The organism is Nisaea sp. (genome assembly GCF_039990255.1).
Classification (GTDB): domain Bacteria; phylum Pseudomonadota; class Alphaproteobacteria; order Thalassobaculales; family Thalassobaculaceae; genus Nisaea.
The window spans coordinates 1,130,655-1,147,685 of the sequence record NZ_JBDXGG010000018.1 but is presented as its reverse complement, the minus strand read 5'-3'; the positions used below and the strand labels follow the sequence as shown (position 1 = coordinate 1,147,685).

Sequence of the window (17,031 nt, the reverse complement as noted above, 5' to 3'; positions counted from 1 at the left end):
CCTCAGTTTAGGCCCCTTTTACCAAGCGCTAAATTGACAGCGTCGAGCTCTGCCGCCAAGGTCAAACGAAGCGGTTGGCACGAACCGCACCCTGTTTATCCAGTGGAAATTTAGATGAGCGCCGAAACGACACCTCACCATGCCGCGCTCATCGACCCTGCCGCGGAAAGCAATAGCGCGGCCTCAAGGAAAGTAGCCGATATCCGTCCGCTCGATCCAAAGGACGTTGATGGGCTAGCGCTCCTCGCTCAGGAACTCCTGGCTTTTTATGGCCTGCCGGCGCGAAACCAGCGCTCCTATATGGCGCACAAGATGGCTGAGGAGCTTTTCGAGCGCGAGAGCAATCTGAAGGTATTGGTCGCCGAGACAACGGCCGGGTTGCAGGGATTTATCGCTTATACCGAAGTCTTCGCTCTCGCCAGCTGCCAGCGTAGTTTTTTCATTCAGGATCTTTTCGTGACGCGTCGAGCTCGTGCATCCGGCGTAGGCGCAGGCCTGATGGCCGAACTGGTACGCCAGGCGGAAGAGTGCGGTGTCGAGCAAATCGACTGGACAGCAGATCCCTGGAACGAGAAAGCGACGGCCTTTTATGAAAAGCTCGGCCCATTGTTGAAGAGCGATAAAATCCTCTATCGCCTTGCCGGATCTTCTCTGCGCCGATCCATGCAGGAACAGAAACTGTGAAATCCGCACCCGGCCGCTCACATTAAAGGCATACGAACTGGTAAGCGAACGGTTCGAACACTAAGTTCGGAGCCTGATGGCCCGCACGTAATACCGGAGAAAAAGAATGCAAATTCGCGATGGCTTCGTCGGCACAATCGGCAATACCCCGCTGATCAAACTGAAGCGCGCGTCGGAGGAAACCGGCTGCACCATCCTCGGCAAAGCCGAGTTCCTCAATCCCGGCGGGTCGGTAAAAGACCGTGCGGCGCTGGCGATCATTCGCGATGCCGAAGAACGTGGAGATCTGCGTCCTGGCGGCGTGATTGTTGAAGGGACTGCCGGTAACACCGGAATCGGCCTTGCTCTCGTCGGCAACGCCCTCGGCTATCGCTCCGTGATTGTGATGCCGGAAACTCAGAGCCAGGAGAAAAAAGACATGCTGCGCCTCGTCGGCGCGGATCTCCGGCTGGTTCCTGCAGCCCCTTACAAAGACCCGAACAATTACGTGCGGTACTCAGGCCGTCTGGCCGAAGAAATCGCGGCGAGCGAGCCGAATGGCGCTATCTGGGCCAACCAGTTCGACAATGTCGCCAACCGCCATGGCCACTACACCACAACCGGCCCGGAGATCTGGGAGCAGACTGACGAAAAGGTCGATGGCTTCATCTGTTCCGTCGGCAGCGGCGGGACCATCGGTGGCGTCAGCATGGCCCTGAAAGAGCGCAATCCGAATGTCACCATTGGCCTGGCGGACCCGATGGGATCAGCCATCTTCAACCACTACGCCCATGGTGAGCTCAAATCCGAGGGCGGCTCGATCACCGAAGGAATCGGTCAGGGCCGGATCACAAAAAATCTGGAAGGCATAACGGTCGATGCCCCCTTCCAGGTGACGGACGAGGAAGCGCTTGATGTGGTATTCAAGCTGCTGATGGAAGAAGGCCTTTGCATGGGCGGCTCAACCGGCATCAATGTCGCCGGCGCCGTAAAGCTCGCCAAACAAATGGGTCCAGGACATACCATCGTGACCATTCTGTGCGACTGGGGGCACCGCTATCAGACCAAGATTTTCAATCCGGAATTCCTGAAAGAAAAAGGATTGCCGGTGCCGAGCTGGCTGGCCTGAAGGCCCGGAGCGGGAGGAACGACAATGGAATACAAGAACCCAGAAGCGCTCGTCGAGACAGCTTGGCTGGCAGAGAATACCGGTAATCCGGCGGTCAAGATCCTCGATGCCAGCTATCATCTGCCTGGGATAGATCGCAATGCCGACACGGAGTATCTCGAAAAGCACATCCCTGGGGCCGTGCGGTTCGATATCGATGATGTAAAAGACCCCGCAGCCAGCCTGCCCCATATGATCCCGGATGCCGGGACATTTGCGGCGAAGGTCGGCGCGATGGGGATCTCGAACGATGACCTCGTCGTCGTCTACGATGTCTACGGCATGATGAGCGCCGCCCGGGTCTGGTGGATGTTCCGGCTGTTCGGTCATGACAATGTCGCTGTACTGAATGGTGGATTGCCAAAATGGCTGGCCGAAGACCGGCCTGTGACATCCGGCGCGGAAACACACCCAACGGCCAAATTCACCGCGACCTTCCGCAAAGCACTGGTCACTGACCTTCAGGCCCTCAGCGAAAATATCGACAGCGGCACCCGGTCTGTTCTTGACGCCCGTGCCGCTGAACGCTTTGCCGGTACAGCTCCCGAGCCCCGGGCAGGGCTGCGCAGTGGTCACATCCCAGGCAGCCTCAGCATGCCATTCGGAACCCTGTTGAACTCGGACAAGACGTTCCTGCCTGCAGGCGCCTTGCGTAGCCGTTTCGAGTCCGATCTGGGCCTTGATTTCGCACAACCCGTCTCGACGACCTGCGGGTCCGGTGTAACCGCCTGCATCCTGTCGCTCGGCCTATATCTTGTCGGCAAGGAAGACGTCGCCGTTTATGACGGTTCCTGGAGCGAGTGGGGTGCGCACCCGGAAACGCCAGTCGAAACATCCTGAAGGAGGCCAGTGTGGCTTTGCACGTGCGTCCGGTTGCGGACGGCGATATAGCGTCCGTTATTGCCCTTTGGGGTGCGGCTGGCCTCACTGTGCCGCACAACGATCCATTCGCAGATATCAAGTTCTGTCGGTCCAGTTCTAATGCGGAGATTTTGCTCGGGTTTGATGGCCAGGAACTTGTTGCCACTGTCATGGTCGGTCATGACGGGCATCGCGGCTGGTATTATTATGTCGGGGTGGATCCACGCTTGCAGACCGGCGGTCTTGGCCGGGAAATCATGTCCGCCGCCGAGGAATGGTTGAAAGAGCGCGGTGTCGGCAAGGCCCAGCTCATGATCAGGTCAGCCAATACCAAGGTGAAAGACTTTTATAAGCGGCTCGGATATGTCGAGGAAGATCGCCTTGTGATGGCGAAGCGTTTTGCCCCGGTACCGGATTGGCAGAACGGACAAGTCGAGACGATGGTGCTTCATCTCGAAATGCTTTCCAGACCAGACCGGGAACCGGCTCAACCGCCGGAGATCGGTAAACGGATCGTGCTGGAACGGATGACCATCCCCAGCGTCCGATTCTACCGGTTCCTCTATGATGGGGTAGGCGGCGATTGGACCTGGGTGTCTCGCCGGATCATGGATGACGAAACGCTGGCAGCAACCCTCTCACGCGCAGGAGCCGAATATTACCTGCTGAGTGTGGATGGAGAGCCCGCGGGGTTCTGTGAGCTTGAGCGCAGCGAGAATGGCAAGGACGTGGAGCTGTCCTATTTTGGCTTGTTGCCTGGCTTCATCGGGATCGGGATCGGGCGCTATTTCATCGACGCGGCAATAGATCTCGCATGGCAGCCGGAAACAAAACGCGTCTGGGTCCATACCTGTGACCTCGATCACCCCCGCGCCCTCGGTAATTACCGGAGAGCCGGGTTCGTGCCCTACGCACGGGAGGTCGAGATCTTGCCAGACCCGCGGCTCGCCGGGCTTCCGCTCCCTCCGCGCTCTTCGGAACGCGGGCACGCGCCGAACAGCCTGTTCCTTGATCATGCGGCAGCCGAAAAGCTTCCTTTGGCCGACGGTGCCGCGCGCTGACCTCAACTCCATGAGTTAGAAATGCGAAGGGCGCGCGCGAATTCTCGCAGCGCGCCCTTCCGGAGGGTCCCCCGTTAGTCCCCCCCTCCCAGACTTTGTAAGCCCCGACCATATAGGCCCGGGCTTGTGGGTTAGTGCGCCAGGATCTGGCTTAGGAACAGTTTTGTACGATCAGAACGCGGGTTCGTGAAGAACTCTTCTGGTGTGTTCTGTTCGACGATCTCTCCGTAATCCATGAAGATCACGCGATCGGCCACCCGCTTGGCAAAGCCCATCTCGTGGGTCACCACCAGCATGGTCATGCCGGATTCTGCGAGCTCGACCATCACGTCCAGCACCTCGGAAATCATTTCTGGGTCGAGAGCCGAAGTCGGCTCATCGAACAGCATGATCTGCGGGTTCATGCAGAGTGAACGCGCAATGGCGACACGCTGCTGCTGACCGCCCGAAAGCTGACCCGGATATTTTCCGGCCTGCTCCGGGATCTTCACACGCTTCAGATATTCCATCGCCAGCTCTTCAGCTTGCGCCTTCGGCGTCTGCTTCACCCAGATCGGAGCCAGCGTGCAATTTTCCAGCACTGTCAGATGCGGGAACAGGTTGAAGCTCTGGAACACCATGCCAACATCGCTGCGGATCGCGTCGATGTTCTTCAGGTTATTGTCGAGCGTCACGCCGTTGACGATGATATCGCCGCCCTGATGCTCTTCCAGACGGTTGATGCAGCGGATAAGTGTCGATTTACCGGACCCAGACGGGCCGCAGATAACGATCTTCTCACCCTGATGGACCGAGAGATTCACGTCTTTCAGGACGTGAAACTCGCCGTACCATTTATTAACGCCGGCAAGTTCAATGACGACTTCATCGCCCTTGGTGGACTTGACCGTTGGTTTTGTTTCGACCTGAGCGTCCATGCTCATGTTGTTAACTCCTTGGCTCGATACGCTGAAAAGGAAATGGGCGTGACCGGGTTATCTCCCGGCCTGCCCTGCTCCCAGCGTCCGTTCAAGATGCTGGCTGTATTTCGACATGATGAAACAGAGAACGAAATACAAAGCTGCTCCGAAGACAAGCGGCTCCGTGTGAATGCCGTTCCATTGCGGGTTCTGGCTGACTGCCTTGAGCATCAGAAGCAGATCATAGAGACCGACGATGGAGACCAGTGTGGTGTCCTTCAGAAGGCCGATGAAGCTGCCAACAATGTTCGGAATCATCAGTTTCAGGGCCTGCGGCATGACGATCAGAGTCATCATTTTCCAATAGTTCAGACCTAGGGCTTGCGCCGCTTCATACTGACCCTTTGGAATTGCCTGAAGACCGCCACGTACCGTTTCCGCCATATAGGCCGAGGAGAAAATACAAACCGCGATGATCGCCTGAACGATCTTCACCGGGTTGATTGCCTCAGGCAGGAATAGCGGCACCATGGTGACCGCCATGAAAAGCACTGTGATCAACGGAACCGAACGGAACAGCTCGATAAACGACACGCAGAAAACCCGGATGACCGGCATTTTCGAGCGACGCCCCAAAGCCAGTACGATGCCGGCCGGCAGCGAGACCGCAATCCCAATCCCTGAAATCACCAGAGTGACAAACAAACCGCCCCAGAGGTTTGTTGATTGCCCGCTGATATCCCAGCTGGCTTGCCAAGCAAAAGCTACGGCGAACACAACCAGAAAGGCAGCGATCACCGGATACTTCTGCGTGGATTCCGCCTTCGCAGAAAACCCGCTGGCCTGAACGATGAATGTCCAGAGCGAGTTGCCGGTAGCCATAGACAGAATGGTATGGGCCCAGCAGAAAACGAAGGACGTGATCGCAACAGAGACCATGACCTGCAGAAAAAGCCCCTTCTCGCCACCGGCAAACAGATAACCGAGCAGGAAAGGAGCGATCAAAATAGCTGATGCACCAATGGCGATCTTCGAGGTCACCCGGGGAAGCCAGAACGGAAGCATCCATAGGATGAGCGTTCCGAAACCGAGATTAATCCGCCAGATTTCCGCATCGGGATACCGGCCGTAGATGAAGTTCTTCATCCAATGGCTGACACCCGCCCAGCACGCTCCTGAAAGACCTACCTTGTCGAGACATTCACGACGTGAATTGGCTTCCCAGACGGCATTTACGATCGCCCACTCGAAGGCATTGGAAACAACCACCCAGATCACGTAAAGCGACAGGATCGTCAGAAAGGCATTCAGCGGACTGCTGAAAAGATTCTTCCGAATCCAACCCACAACACCCACGGTATTGGGCGGCGGAGGCAAGCTTGGTTTCGGATTGAAGACAATGTCGGAAGCAGATACGTCAAGATTTGCCATGGCTCACCGCTCCTTCAACTGAACGAGCTTGTTGTAGTAATTGAGTGCCCCGGAAATCGTAAGGCTTACGGTCATGTAGAAGAACATCACCATTGCCACGATCTCGATCGCATGACCGGACTGGTTGAGCGAGGTCTGCATGAAGACTGCAACCAGGTCAGGAAAGCCCACGGCAATTGCCAGGGACGAGTTCTTGACCACATTCATCCAGTTACTGATCAGCGGAGGAACAATGGCCCGCATGGCCTGCGGAATGATAACCAGCCGCAGCGTAAGCGACGGCTTCAGCCCGAGGGAATAAGATGCTTCGGTCTGACCGTGGCTCACTGACAGAATTCCGGCCCGCACCATCTCTGCGATAAAGCAGGCGTGGTAGATCACGAGAGCAATGAAAACGGCCAGGAATGCTGGCGGAACAGATGATCCACCAGAAAAGTTGAAGCCCTTCAGAACCGGGATATCCCATTGCAGTGGTGAACCGGTAACCAAGAACATCAGCAACGGGACGCCGACGATAATGCCCACGCCGGTCCAAAAAGCGGGAAACCTCTGTCCGGTCGCGTTTTGGCGTTTTTTGGCCCAAACAGCGATGCTGTAAGCAACAATCACGCTGATCAGAAGCGTGACCATCGTAAGCCAGAAAAGCTCGCCCGGAACCGGCGCCGGGAAATAAAATCCCCGGTTGTTCAGCTGAAAAACCTCAAGGCCGAGAACATCCAGGCTCTGCTTCGGGCGCGGCAGAATCGCGAACACAGCCAGATACCAGAACAGGATTTGCAAAAGCAGCGGCGTATTGCGCAAGATTTCGACGTACCAAGACGCCAGCTGCGCAACCATCCAGTTTTTGGAAAGCCGCAGAATACCGATGAAAAACCCAAGAAGTGTCGTCGCCACGATAGCGAGAAACGACAACAGAAGCGTGTTGGTGATGCCTACCAGATAGACCCACAGGTAACTGTCACCGGCTTCGTAGGGAATGATCGAGAACGCGATAGAAAATCCGGCGGTGCTTCCAAGGAAGTCAAACCCGGAGCTCATCCCGCGCGCTTCAAGATTTTCGGATGTGTTTGTAAATAAGTACCAGCCGGCCCACATAACGGCTGCAAACACAAGAATTTGGTAGAATACGGACCGGTAACGTTCATCGTTTACAATTACTGAAAACGATGAATTCTGTCCCGACGCCCCTCTGTCAACGACAGCCATATAGCCGATCTCCGCGTAAGATTAAGTGATCCAAAGGACAGAGGCCCGGTCGAATTTCGACCGGGCCTGCTGCGTTGGATATCTTACCGGAACGGCGGGGAGTACATCAGACCGCCTTCGGTCCACAGTGCGTTCGGGCTACCCGCGCGCGGGATACCAATGGCGAACTCGCCTTTGTTACCCATGTACTCTTCGTACACTTCGCCGTAGTTGCCGATATGTTTGATGATGCGAACAACCCAGTCTTTCTCAAGACCGAGGCCTTTGTTCAGATCACCCTCAACACCGAGCATACGTGCCATTTCCGGAGTAGCCGGATTGGCTGCCATATCCATGATGTTGGTGCTGTCGATGCCCATTTCCTCGGCCTGAACCAGAGCGAAAACGGTCCATTTCACGATGTCCATCCACTGGGAATCGTTCTGGCGAACGACCGGGCCAAGCGGCTCCTTGGAAATCGTTTCCGGAAGAACGACATACTTGGATGCATCCGGGAACTTCGCGCGAGTGGAAGCAAGGCTGGACTTGTCATTGGTGATCGCGTCACAGCCGCCCTTGGCGAAGGTATCGTCACGGACGTTCGAATCTTCGAAGACGACCGGCTCGATTTCCAGGTTATTAGAACGACTGAAATCGGTCAGGTTAAGTTCTGTCGTGGTGCCGGTCAGCACGCAAACGGTCGCGCCCTTAAGCTCAAGAGCACTGCTCACGCCGAGGTCTTTGTCGACCATGAAGCCCTGTCCGTCATAGAAGTTGACGGCGGTGAAATCGAGGCCGAGCTGCGTGTCGCGGAACAGCGTCCAAGTCGTGGTGCGGGAAAGCACATCCGACTCGCCGTTGGCCATTGCGGTGAAACGCACCGCGCTGGTTACGGACTGGAATTCAACTTTGCTCGGATCGTCGAAGATCGCGGCTGCAATAGCGCGGCAGACTGCAACGTCACTGCCGTACCAGTCACCCTTTTCGTCGAGCTGGTAGAAGCCCGGAGCTGGCGTGCCAACCTGGCACCGCAAAAGTCCGCGCTGCTTCACAATATCCAGCGTGCTTTGCGCGGACGCCATTTCGGCTGTGAAGCCAAGACTGGCAATCATGCCAAGCCCAAGGCCCAAAAGACTCAGTTTCTTCATCCTGAAACCCACCCTGTTATGTTTCGGTTAACGACGGCCGGTTGTCCCGGTCTGCATACCCCTGACTAAGACTTTAGGATCGCCCCCGTTGATCCCGGTCGTTGTTCACCATCACGTTTTCCGGCTTCTCGGCTTTTATCTTCGCCTCTAGTTCGCTGATCTAGAGCGAAACACGGGCTGCCTTGGAGCTAGTCTGCGTGACAGTAGATACAATTCCAACACGCCGTTGTGGTGTTTTGCAAGTGCGAGAGGGACCGAACGTTCAGGAATGTCCATGACCTTACGGTCACTCGTGCGGATTTTCGGCGGACATCCGTGCCTTTTTGACAATAAAATCTCAAATGCAGATTCTTCATGACAGCCACCAAAACTTTCGGAGATCAGATGAAAACCGGCTCCAAAACTCGAACACGCACGCTTGTCACCAATGCAGGGCGCGCTCCGCACCGCAATCACGGGGTCGTCAACCCGCCAGTTTATCATGCTTCCACGATTTTGAAGCCGACCCTCGCAAAGCTTGAGGAGTCCAGAAAAACAGGTTTCGACGGATATCGATATGGACGCCGGGGAACGCCGACAAGCCGTTCCTTTGAAGAGGCGGTTGCAGCTCTATACGGAGCCGACGACGCGATAGCGGTCTCTTCCGGTCTTGCTGCAATCTCTTGCGCCATCCTCAGTCAGGTTTCAGCCGGGGATCACATCCTGCTGGCGGACAACGTTTACTTCCCGACACGCAAATTCGCAGCCGGCTTCCTTGAGAGGTTCGGAGTCAATTCTAGCTATTTTGATCCAATGAAACCGGAACAGCTCGTCGAACAGATCCGGCCGGAAACTAAGATCGTTTATCTGGAAGCCCCAGGAACCATGACGTTCGAAGTCCCCGATATCCCAAAACTGGCGGCAAGCGCACATCAACACAATGCGACCGTCATCATGGATAACACCTGGGCAACAGCATTGTATTTCAATGCACTGGAGCACGGTGTCGACATCGTTGTCGAAGCGGTAACGAAGTATATCTGCGGTCATTCCGACATCATGATGGGAGCAATCGTCAGCCGGAACGCTCATGCCGACGCGATCCGCGACATGGTCTACATGCAAGGTAACTGCTCCGGACCGGATGACCTGTATCTGGCACAACGCGGCCTCAGGACAATGTCAGTGCGACTCGCACAGAACGGAGAGACGGCCCTTACGCTGGCCAAATGGCTGCAGGACCGACCCGAAGTAGATCGGGTTCTGCACCCCGCGCTTCCCTCCTGCCCCGGTCATGATCTCTGGAAACGGGATTTTACCGGCTCAAGTGGGCTATTTGCCTTTGTTCTAAAACCAGTCGCCAAATCAGCGCTCGCCGCGTTCCTGGACGGGCTCGAACTCTATGGCATGGGCGCGAGCTGGGGCGGCTATGAGAGCCTTATCCTTCCGGGCGACCCGGCCGCGGCCCGCACAGCGACTAAATGGGATGAGGCGGGGCAGCTCCTGCGCATTCATGCGGGGCTGGAAGATGAAAAAGACCTCATTGCGGATCTCGAGGCCGGCTTCGAGCGCATGGCCGCCCTCGTATAGCCGGAGCTGGTTTAACCAGCCTCAGACGGCAGATGCCGGTGTGTTCATCAGGTCCGATAAGATCGGAAGCTGATGCCGCCGGCACGCCCAATCTGCTCGACCAGGGCAACTTCCCAGGTGAGATAGGCATTCATACGACGCTCCATCTCCGCTTTGCCTGCCTCCTTGTCATAGGGGCGCATATAGACGTCATCCAAAACAGCCAGTGGCGCGCCCATGCCTGCCGCCATAGGGAGACCGGCGGCTTCCCAGGCATTGCTACCGCCATCAATGACCGTGCAGCGAATACCGCTATCTGCAAGATCGCCAGCCGCCAGGACGGCTAATCTGACATCGACGGCTGTCAGGATGACTTCCGACGCGTCTATCGCCAAAAGATCGCCTGCCAGGCTCTCTCTTTTGCCCCAGCGGGCACCCTCGGGATGATTCTCCCGGTAATCCAGGCTTCGTGTCAGGTCAACGAATGCAATTCCTGCCGCGACCTTATTCTGTGCGTCCTTCGGAGAAATCAGATCTGCAGCTGGCAAGTCACCGAGCAGGATGGATGTGCGCGGACCGCTTTCCAGTTTCTGACTATCAAGCGTGGCTTCAAGGACATAAACCTCCTCCCAGCCGAGCTGCCTGAGCCAACTTGCGGACATATCTGCACGTACCATCTCCGGATCGACCAGAACCACCCGCGCACGATGGGTCGACATGAAGCTATCGGTCGACTGAACAAGCTGGCCACCCGGCGCATGACGCGATCCAGTGATGTGGCCCGCCGCGAATTCCTCTGCGGTCCGCACATCGAGAACATAGAGGGTCCGTTCAGCGCTCTCCGACCTCCAGCGATCGAGAGTGGCGGCGTCAACACGCCGGACGCCGAACCGATCGGCCGCAGCACGGGACCGTTGCCGCGCAAGATTGCCGCCTTCGGGACTGACCTGTGGCGGTGGACGCATGTTGCCATGCTCAAGCTGATAACCGGCCAGATGCCATCCCATTGTGCCATTGCGCAATGCGACGACCTTGTTCGGGATACCGGCATTGATCAGAGACTGGGCCCCGATAATGCTTCGGGTCCGACCAGCGCAGTTGACCACGATTGTGGTGTCAGGATCGGGCGCTGCTTCCTGTACCCGATAGACCAGTTCCGCGCCGGGCATATCGATACCGGTCGGGATATTCATTATGGTGAATTCGCTCATTGGCCGCGAATCCAGCACCACCATATTTTCCCCCTGCTCCATCATCTGGTGCAGTTCCTCGGCGGAGACCGAAGGAGTTTCATATTCGTGCTCGACATATTCGCCGAAGGCTTTGCTTGGCACAAAGAGCCCGCTGAAAAGCTCCAGACCTGCGGCTCCCCAGGCGTTCACGCCGCCTTCAAGGATACTCAGATCCGTATAGCCAAGACCGGCCAGGCGTTGAGCGGCAAGCTCCGAAAGCCCCTCACCGCCATCGCACAAAACAACAGCTACCGACAACCGGGGCACCCGGTCAGCCATGCGTAGCTCAAGAAGACCAAGCGGAATGTTGGCGGCGAGAAGGATATGATTTGCACCAAATATCGCTTCCGGCCTTACATCAATGAGGGCTATTTCACCGGTTCCGTTTAGCGCGTCGTGAAGTTCGCGCGCATTGATCGTCCGGGCCATGACTGCCCTCCTCCCGCTTTAATCTGTTTCTTCCAGGGCCGCTTCTGCTTCCAGCCACTCTGCTTCCACGGCTTCCAGCTCCTGATTCACTGCTTCTTTCTTCAGGATCAGCGCCTTCATGTCCGATGTTGGTCCTTCATACAGCTTTGGATCGGCAAGCTGTGCTTCGAGTTTGGCTTTACGCTGGTTCAATTTCTCGATGGTTTTTTCCAGCTCGCGGGCTCGCTTTCGGAGATCCGCGGTTTGCTTGCGGCGTTCAGCTGCATCCTTGCGCGCCTGCTTGCGGTCATTTTTCTTCTCCGGTCCACCCGAGCCATTCCCCGCGCGGGCCGCGGCCCGCTCTTCCTGACGCAACCAATCCCGATACCCGTCGAGATCGCCGTCATAGGGTTTCACGCGCCCCCCGGAAACAAGCCAGAGACGATCTACCGTGAGCTCCAGCAGGCGTCTGTCATGGCTAATCAGGATCACAGCGCCGGTATAGTCGTTCATCGCCTGCACCAGCGCGTCACGAGCATCGATATCGAGATGGTTCGTCGGCTCGTCGAGGATCAGCACATGCGGGCTGTCATAGGTGATCAGGGCCAGAGTCAGGCGCGCCTTCTCACCTCCGGACAAATGCTTCGACTTTGTGGTCTGCTTGTCCTGCACGAGGCCGACACCGCCGAGCCGCGCCCGGACCTTATCCGGAGCCGCCCCCGGCATCAGCCGCGCCATATGATCTGCGGCCGTTCCTTCTGGGTCGAGGTCCTCGACCTGATGCTGGGCGAAGAAACCAACCCGGAGCTTTGCCGTACGGTGCTCTTCGCCGTCGAATCTCGCCAACCGTCCGGCGATAAGCTTCGCCAGTGTCGATTTGCCGTTACCGTTTCGGCCAAGCAGGCCGATCCGGTCATCGCCGTCAATTCGCAAGCCAAGCCCACTCAGGATCGGCTTTCCGGGCTCATAGCCGACACTGGCATTATCGAATGTCACCAGAGGCGGCGGCAGCTCTTCCGGATTGGGAAAGGAGAACCGCGTCGTCGGATCGTTCACTGCGTCCGGCAGCTTCTCCATCTTTTCGAGCGCCTTGATCCGGCTTTGTGCCTGACGTGCCTTTGAGGCCTTGTAGCGGAACCTCTCAATGAAGGCTTCCATATGCTTGCGCTGGGCGGACTGTTTGGTGCGCTGTGCCTCTACCTGGGCAAGCCGCTCTTCCCGGGTTTTCTCGAACCGGTCGTAACCGCCTTGATAGAGGGTCAATTGGTTGTTCTCGAGATGCAATATTGCATCGACCGCCTTGTTCAACAGGCCTCGGTCATGACTGACGATCACCATGGTCTTCGGGTATTTCGCGAGATAGGTCTCCAGCCAGACAGTGGCTTCCAGATCAAGGTGGTTCGTCGGCTCATCAAGTAGAAGGATTTCCGGTTCCGCGAACAGCACCGCCGCCAGCGCGACGCGCATGCGCCAGCCGCCGGAGAAACTCGACATGGGCTGCGATTGCATCGAGTCCTCGAACCCAAGACCGGCCAAGATCGCCGCAGCTTTGGCCGGCGCGGCATGAGCGCCTATATCGGCAAGCCGCGTCTGCACTTCAGCAATCCGCATCGGGTCTTGCGTGGTTTCGGATTCCTGTATCAGCCGCTCCCGCTCCTTGTCGGCGCGCAACACGACCTCAAGCGGTGTGTCCGGCCCGCTAGGAGCTTCCTGGGACACCATGCCGATCGGGTCATCCACACCGCGCCCGCCGCTGACGAAGATATCTCCGCCATCCGGGTGATATGTGTCGGTGAGCAGTTTCAGCAGGGTGGATTTGCCCGTGCCGTTTCGACCGACAAGGCCGACCTTGTGCCCATCCGGGATCGTCGCCGATGCGGAGTCGAAAAGAGTGCGGCCCGCAATGCGGAAAGTCATGTCTGTAATCTGGATCATGGCACGCCTGATAGCACTTGCCTCGACTAACGCCAATCCCACGCGAGTTCGCTTGCAAATTCAGGAGGATAGGTAGAGGGTCTGAACTCTGCCAAAGGACTTCTCCGTGTCTCCGAAAAAAGAAATCATCGCAGGGGGCTCGATCTCACCCGCCTCTGCCGTTGCTCCGGTCACAGCACCAATCGCCTCTTCCGAAGAAAGCCCGAGGCTCGGGTGGATGTATGGTGCTGTCTGCATGACCGGCGGCATCGGCCTGGTGACATTGAATGACGGGATCGCGAAATGGCTGACTGATGTCTATCCAGTGGGACAGGTTATCGCCCTGCGTGGTGTGCTGGTTCTGGTGCTGATCTTCGGATTCGCCTTCATGACCGGACGGCGCCGTCAGCTTCACGTCACCCATTGGCGGTTCCAGCTCATCCGTGCCGCGATCATTGTGTTCAGTACCTACAGCTTCATCTGGGCCCTGAAACTCATGGCGATTGCCGATGCAACGGCCATTGCTTTCGCTGGTCCTATCGTGACGGCGGCCCTTGTCGTGCCTCTTCTGGGCGAACAGGTCGGCTGGAGGCGCTGGATGGCGATCCTGGTGGGTTTTTGTGGCGTGCTAATCATGGTGAAGCCCACCCCAGAGACCTTTTCCGCCGTGGCGCTGCTGCCTCTGTTCGCGACTGTCATGGGATCCTTCCGGGATATCGTGACACGCAAGATGCACCGGACCGAGACCACGCTCTCCATGCTGGCTGTCGGCATGAGTTTCGTAACGCTTTCCGGTTTCGCCAGCTATGCATTCACCGATTGGCAACCCGTTGCGGTTCCCCACATCCTGCTTTTCGGTGTGAGCAGTATTTTCGTCGGCGCTGCGCAGTTCCTGATGATCGAGGCATTCCGCTATAGCGAAGCCGGATTTGTAACGCCGTTCAAATATACCAGCATGATCTGGGCTGTGCTGATTGGGTTCTTCGTCTGGGGCGATGTCCCGGATCTTTGGATCCTGGGCGGGACTGTGCTGGTGATCAGTAGCGGACTCTATATCCTGCATCGCGAACGGGTGCGGCGACGACAGGTTCAAGTGCCATCAGAGTGCTGAAATCTCAGCTCTCTTTGGCGAGGTTTTCGGACCCAGAAATGTGTATTCACGCACACCGGCAGCGAGCGCAAAACAGGCCAACTCCACTGCTTTTGGTATATCGAGCGACTCACCGTCTCGTTCGCCCTTTTCATAATACTGGATCATTCGGCGCTTCAGACCGAGCGCTTCCGCCATTTCCTTCTGCGAGAGCTTCAGGAACTTTCTGAGCTTTTTAAATTCACCCGACGTCATACCGCCTCCTTGAGAAGCGCATTATATGCGCATTCGAAGATGATGGCATCGGAGAATTAAATTCGTCGAACCGAAAGGGGCGGATCCACACGCCCCTTTCGAATTTTCAACTAGAAGGTCAATTTGATACCTGTTACGGCATAAGCCGCCTCGACATCGCTGACGCTGGCAGTGTCACTGGTATATTCGGAATAGCCGAGCGTGCCTTGCAGGGAAACGCCCGGGCCAAGGATGTAACGTCCGCCGAGGGCAAATGTATCCCGGTCAGCCTGGGCGCTGCCGGAGGCAATGCTTCCGGCGAGACCGTCGCGCTCACCATGGAGATAAGTGGCGCTCACCCCGAATTTGTCGAAGTCATAGGCGGCACCGACGACGTAAGCATCACCATCGTTGATACCTGAATCCCGGAAGCCGGCGTAGGAGCCACCGACCTGGAACCCCGCATAGTCAACTGTAAGACCGAAGGCATAGGCTTCCGGTTCCGGGTTGTCACCCGACGCCTCCAGGAACGTCCCGTACCCGGCGGATGCGGCAACCTTCACGCCATCGAAATCATGTGAATAGTCGATCGCGGCCATGACGCCGTCAGTCAGGCTGCTGGTCTCGCGGTCCGGCAGGACATTACTGTCCTGCTCGCTGTCCGGCGAATAGGACAGACCGACGCGAATACCTTCTATGCGAGGTGTGTAGTAGGTCAGTTTTGTCGAATCGTTGGCCCGGCCCGGCTCGATAAAGGTACCGCCGAAAGGTGCCCGGAAATAACCGGAGTCGCTGATGGAGGTATTCCCGGTCAGTTCCCATTGAACAGTATCGCCGGAATTGATCCCGATGCCGTATTCCTTCGGCGCGACGTGTGTTTTGTAAAGTGCCGAGTTCTCGTCACCGATATCGATCTGACCGAAATTGCCGCGAACGGTCAGATAGCTCTCGTCGATCTGATCGCCACTGTTGCTGTTGCCCTCAAGCTGGACGTTGATCCCGACTTCAAGACCGTTATCCAGTTTGGTAGAGCCCTTGAAATGAATTTCCGTATCCGATTTGACATCGAACCCGGACAGATCCTGATCTGTGTTCCCGTCGTCCTCAATGTCCGTATAGCCAAACCATTGCTCGGCATATCCGCCGACACCGATCTTCAGCTTTTCCGCAGCACCCGCGGGCGCTGCGGAAACGATAAAGCCTGCCGCGACAAGCGTTGTGGTCTGAAGCAAAACCCTCTTGGGCTGCGCATAATTTCTCATCCGTTATCCCCATGCACCCGACAGGAACCGCCCGTCAAAATGCTATCTGATATACAAAACCAACCGGTAGCCAGTAACACTATGCTGACCGACTGCCGTTAGATGTGAATAAGTACACAGATGTACAATAGTCTCGATTGGCACGAAATTGTGAGCTGTGCGTGGCTGAGCGGAAGACACAATCTCCACAACTGGTTCCGAGAATTACTCCTCGTTGGAAACAAACAGTATCGGATCGCCGGCTCTTGAAAAACGGACGCCGACGCACCTAAAAGAATTTCGGTCGATGCTTATCCGCAGAACTGCTCTGTGATAAATGCCCCGTTACGCTACCGGAGATTAATCCGGATAAGCTGAGACCATTGCATCCATGGACGCAACACAGCGACTGAAAGCCAATTTTCATAATAGAATAATGGAAATTGGCGACCCCGGCAGGACTCGAACCTGCAACCGTCGGATTAGAAGTCCGGTGCTCTATCCAGTTGAGCTACGGGGCCGCGAAAGCAAGCACTGATCAGTGCGTCCAGGTACCCCAGGTCGCGAACCGCTCGGCCGCGAAATTGTCGGCATAGGCTTTCGGCTTGAGGCTGCGCTTGTGATCGCCCTGCACGATGTAATCGAGTTCGTGCTTCTTGGCGTAGGCAACCGCCTCTTCCTTGCTCTCGAATGTCAGCCGGATCTGATTATTGGTATCGCCGCTGCTGACCCAACCCATGAGAGGTTCCGGAAGTCTGGCGGTTTCGAGGGTAGGCTCCAACACCCAGTTCTTAGTCTTGGCGCGCCCTGATTGCATGGCAGTCTTGCTCGGCCGGTAAATCCGCACTGACATTGAAATCTCTCCTCGTACCTCGAGACCCTTCCGGGCCCTCTGCACGCCCACAAAAGAGCGTCCTCGGGTTTCGTATGGCTCAAAGGCGTTGCGAG

15 protein-coding genes and 1 tRNA gene are annotated in these 17,031 nt (G+C 56.8%); 6 read left to right on the top strand and 10 right to left on the bottom strand.

The window, feature by feature from the left end; all coding sequences use genetic code 11:
- Positions 1–114: 114 nt before the first annotated feature.
- The 4 genes from ABJ076_RS15660 (at position 115) to ABJ076_RS15645 (ending at position 3,753) form a co-directional block, all read left to right on the top strand.
- Entirely contained in the window at positions 115–684 is a 570-nt protein-coding gene (locus ABJ076_RS15660) for a GNAT family N-acetyltransferase (RefSeq protein ID WP_348184983.1), read from the top strand.
- A gap of 106 nt (positions 685–790) precedes the next feature.
- Positions 791–1,792: a cysteine synthase A gene (locus ABJ076_RS15655; protein WP_348184981.1), complete on the top strand. Its 1,002-nt coding sequence runs from the start codon at positions 791–793 to the stop codon at positions 1,790–1,792.
- Between the two features lie 24 nt (positions 1,793–1,816).
- A complete protein-coding gene (gene sseA, locus ABJ076_RS15650) occupies positions 1,817–2,671 on the top strand; it encodes a 3-mercaptopyruvate sulfurtransferase (protein ID WP_348184979.1) in 855 nt (284 codons plus the stop codon).
- Positions 2,672–2,682: 11 nt separating this feature from the next.
- Positions 2,683–3,753 carry a GNAT family acetyltransferase gene (locus ABJ076_RS15645; protein ID WP_348184977.1) on the top strand — a complete coding sequence of 357 codons (1,071 nt, stop codon included), beginning with the start codon at positions 2,683–2,685 and terminating at the stop codon, positions 3,751–3,753.
- Positions 3,754–3,884: 131 nt separating this feature from the next.
- Here the strand turns inward: ABJ076_RS15645 and ABJ076_RS15640 are convergent, their stop codons facing one another.
- The 4 genes from ABJ076_RS15640 to ABJ076_RS15625 form a co-directional block, all read right to left on the bottom strand.
- Complete coding sequence (locus tag ABJ076_RS15640; RefSeq protein WP_348185915.1) at positions 3,885–4,670, bottom strand: amino acid ABC transporter ATP-binding protein; 786 nt, start codon at positions 4,668–4,670, stop codon at positions 3,885–3,887.
- 57 nt (positions 4,671–4,727) lie between these two features.
- Positions 4,728–6,083, bottom strand: a complete 1,356-nt coding sequence (locus ABJ076_RS15635; RefSeq protein ID WP_348184975.1) for an amino acid ABC transporter permease — start codon at positions 6,081–6,083, stop codon at positions 4,728–4,730.
- 3 nt (positions 6,084–6,086) lie between these two features.
- Positions 6,087–7,121, bottom strand: coding sequence for an ABC transporter permease subunit (locus tag ABJ076_RS15630; RefSeq protein WP_348184973.1), 1,035 nt, complete (start codon positions 7,119–7,121; stop codon positions 6,087–6,089).
- A gap of 251 nt (positions 7,122–7,372) precedes the next feature.
- Positions 7,373–8,416, bottom strand: a complete 1,044-nt coding sequence (locus tag ABJ076_RS15625; protein WP_348184971.1) for an amino acid ABC transporter substrate-binding protein — start codon at positions 8,414–8,416, stop codon at positions 7,373–7,375.
- Positions 8,417–8,770: 354 nt separating this feature from the next.
- Here ABJ076_RS15625 and metC point away from each other — a divergent pair, with 354 nt between their 5' ends.
- Positions 8,771–9,985, top strand: coding sequence for a cystathionine beta-lyase (gene metC / locus ABJ076_RS15620; protein ID WP_348184969.1), 1,215 nt, complete (start codon positions 8,771–8,773; stop codon positions 9,983–9,985).
- A gap of 47 nt (positions 9,986–10,032) precedes the next feature.
- On the opposite strand, the gene ABJ076_RS15615 is transcribed toward metC, so the two are convergent.
- Positions 10,033–11,625, bottom strand: a complete 1,593-nt coding sequence (locus ABJ076_RS15615) for a rhodanese-like domain-containing protein (protein ID WP_348184967.1) — start codon at positions 11,623–11,625, stop codon at positions 10,033–10,035.
- An 18-nt stretch (positions 11,626–11,643) separates the two neighbouring features.
- Positions 11,644–13,539: a ribosomal protection-like ABC-F family protein gene (gene abc-f, locus ABJ076_RS15610; RefSeq protein WP_348184965.1), complete on the bottom strand. Its 1,896-nt coding sequence runs from the start codon at positions 13,537–13,539 to the stop codon at positions 11,644–11,646.
- Between the two features lie 106 nt (positions 13,540–13,645).
- Between abc-f and ABJ076_RS15605 the strand changes: the two genes are divergently transcribed.
- Positions 13,646–14,629: a DMT family transporter gene (locus tag ABJ076_RS15605; protein WP_348184963.1), complete on the top strand. Its 984-nt coding sequence runs from the start codon at positions 13,646–13,648 to the stop codon at positions 14,627–14,629.
- Here the strand turns inward: ABJ076_RS15605 and ABJ076_RS15600 are convergent.
- The 4 genes from ABJ076_RS15600 to ABJ076_RS15585 form a co-directional block, all read right to left on the bottom strand.
- The gene (locus ABJ076_RS15600; protein WP_348184961.1) at positions 14,618–14,863 is read right to left on the bottom strand and encodes a helix-turn-helix transcriptional regulator; all 246 of its coding nucleotides are present in this window, start codon (positions 14,861–14,863) and stop codon (positions 14,618–14,620) included. The genes ABJ076_RS15605 and ABJ076_RS15600 overlap by 12 nt on opposite strands.
- Positions 14,864–14,973: 110 nt before the next feature.
- Positions 14,974–16,104 (bottom strand): porin, encoded by a 1,131-nt coding sequence (locus tag ABJ076_RS15595; RefSeq protein ID WP_348184959.1) that lies wholly within the window; start codon positions 16,102–16,104, stop codon positions 14,974–14,976.
- Between the two features lie 423 nt (positions 16,105–16,527).
- Positions 16,528–16,604 (bottom strand) — tRNA-Arg (locus ABJ076_RS15590).
- Between the two features lie 17 nt (positions 16,605–16,621).
- Positions 16,622–16,936, bottom strand: a complete 315-nt coding sequence (locus ABJ076_RS15585; protein ID WP_348184957.1) for an ETC complex I subunit — start codon at positions 16,934–16,936, stop codon at positions 16,622–16,624.
- Positions 16,937–17,031 lie beyond the last annotated feature (95 nt).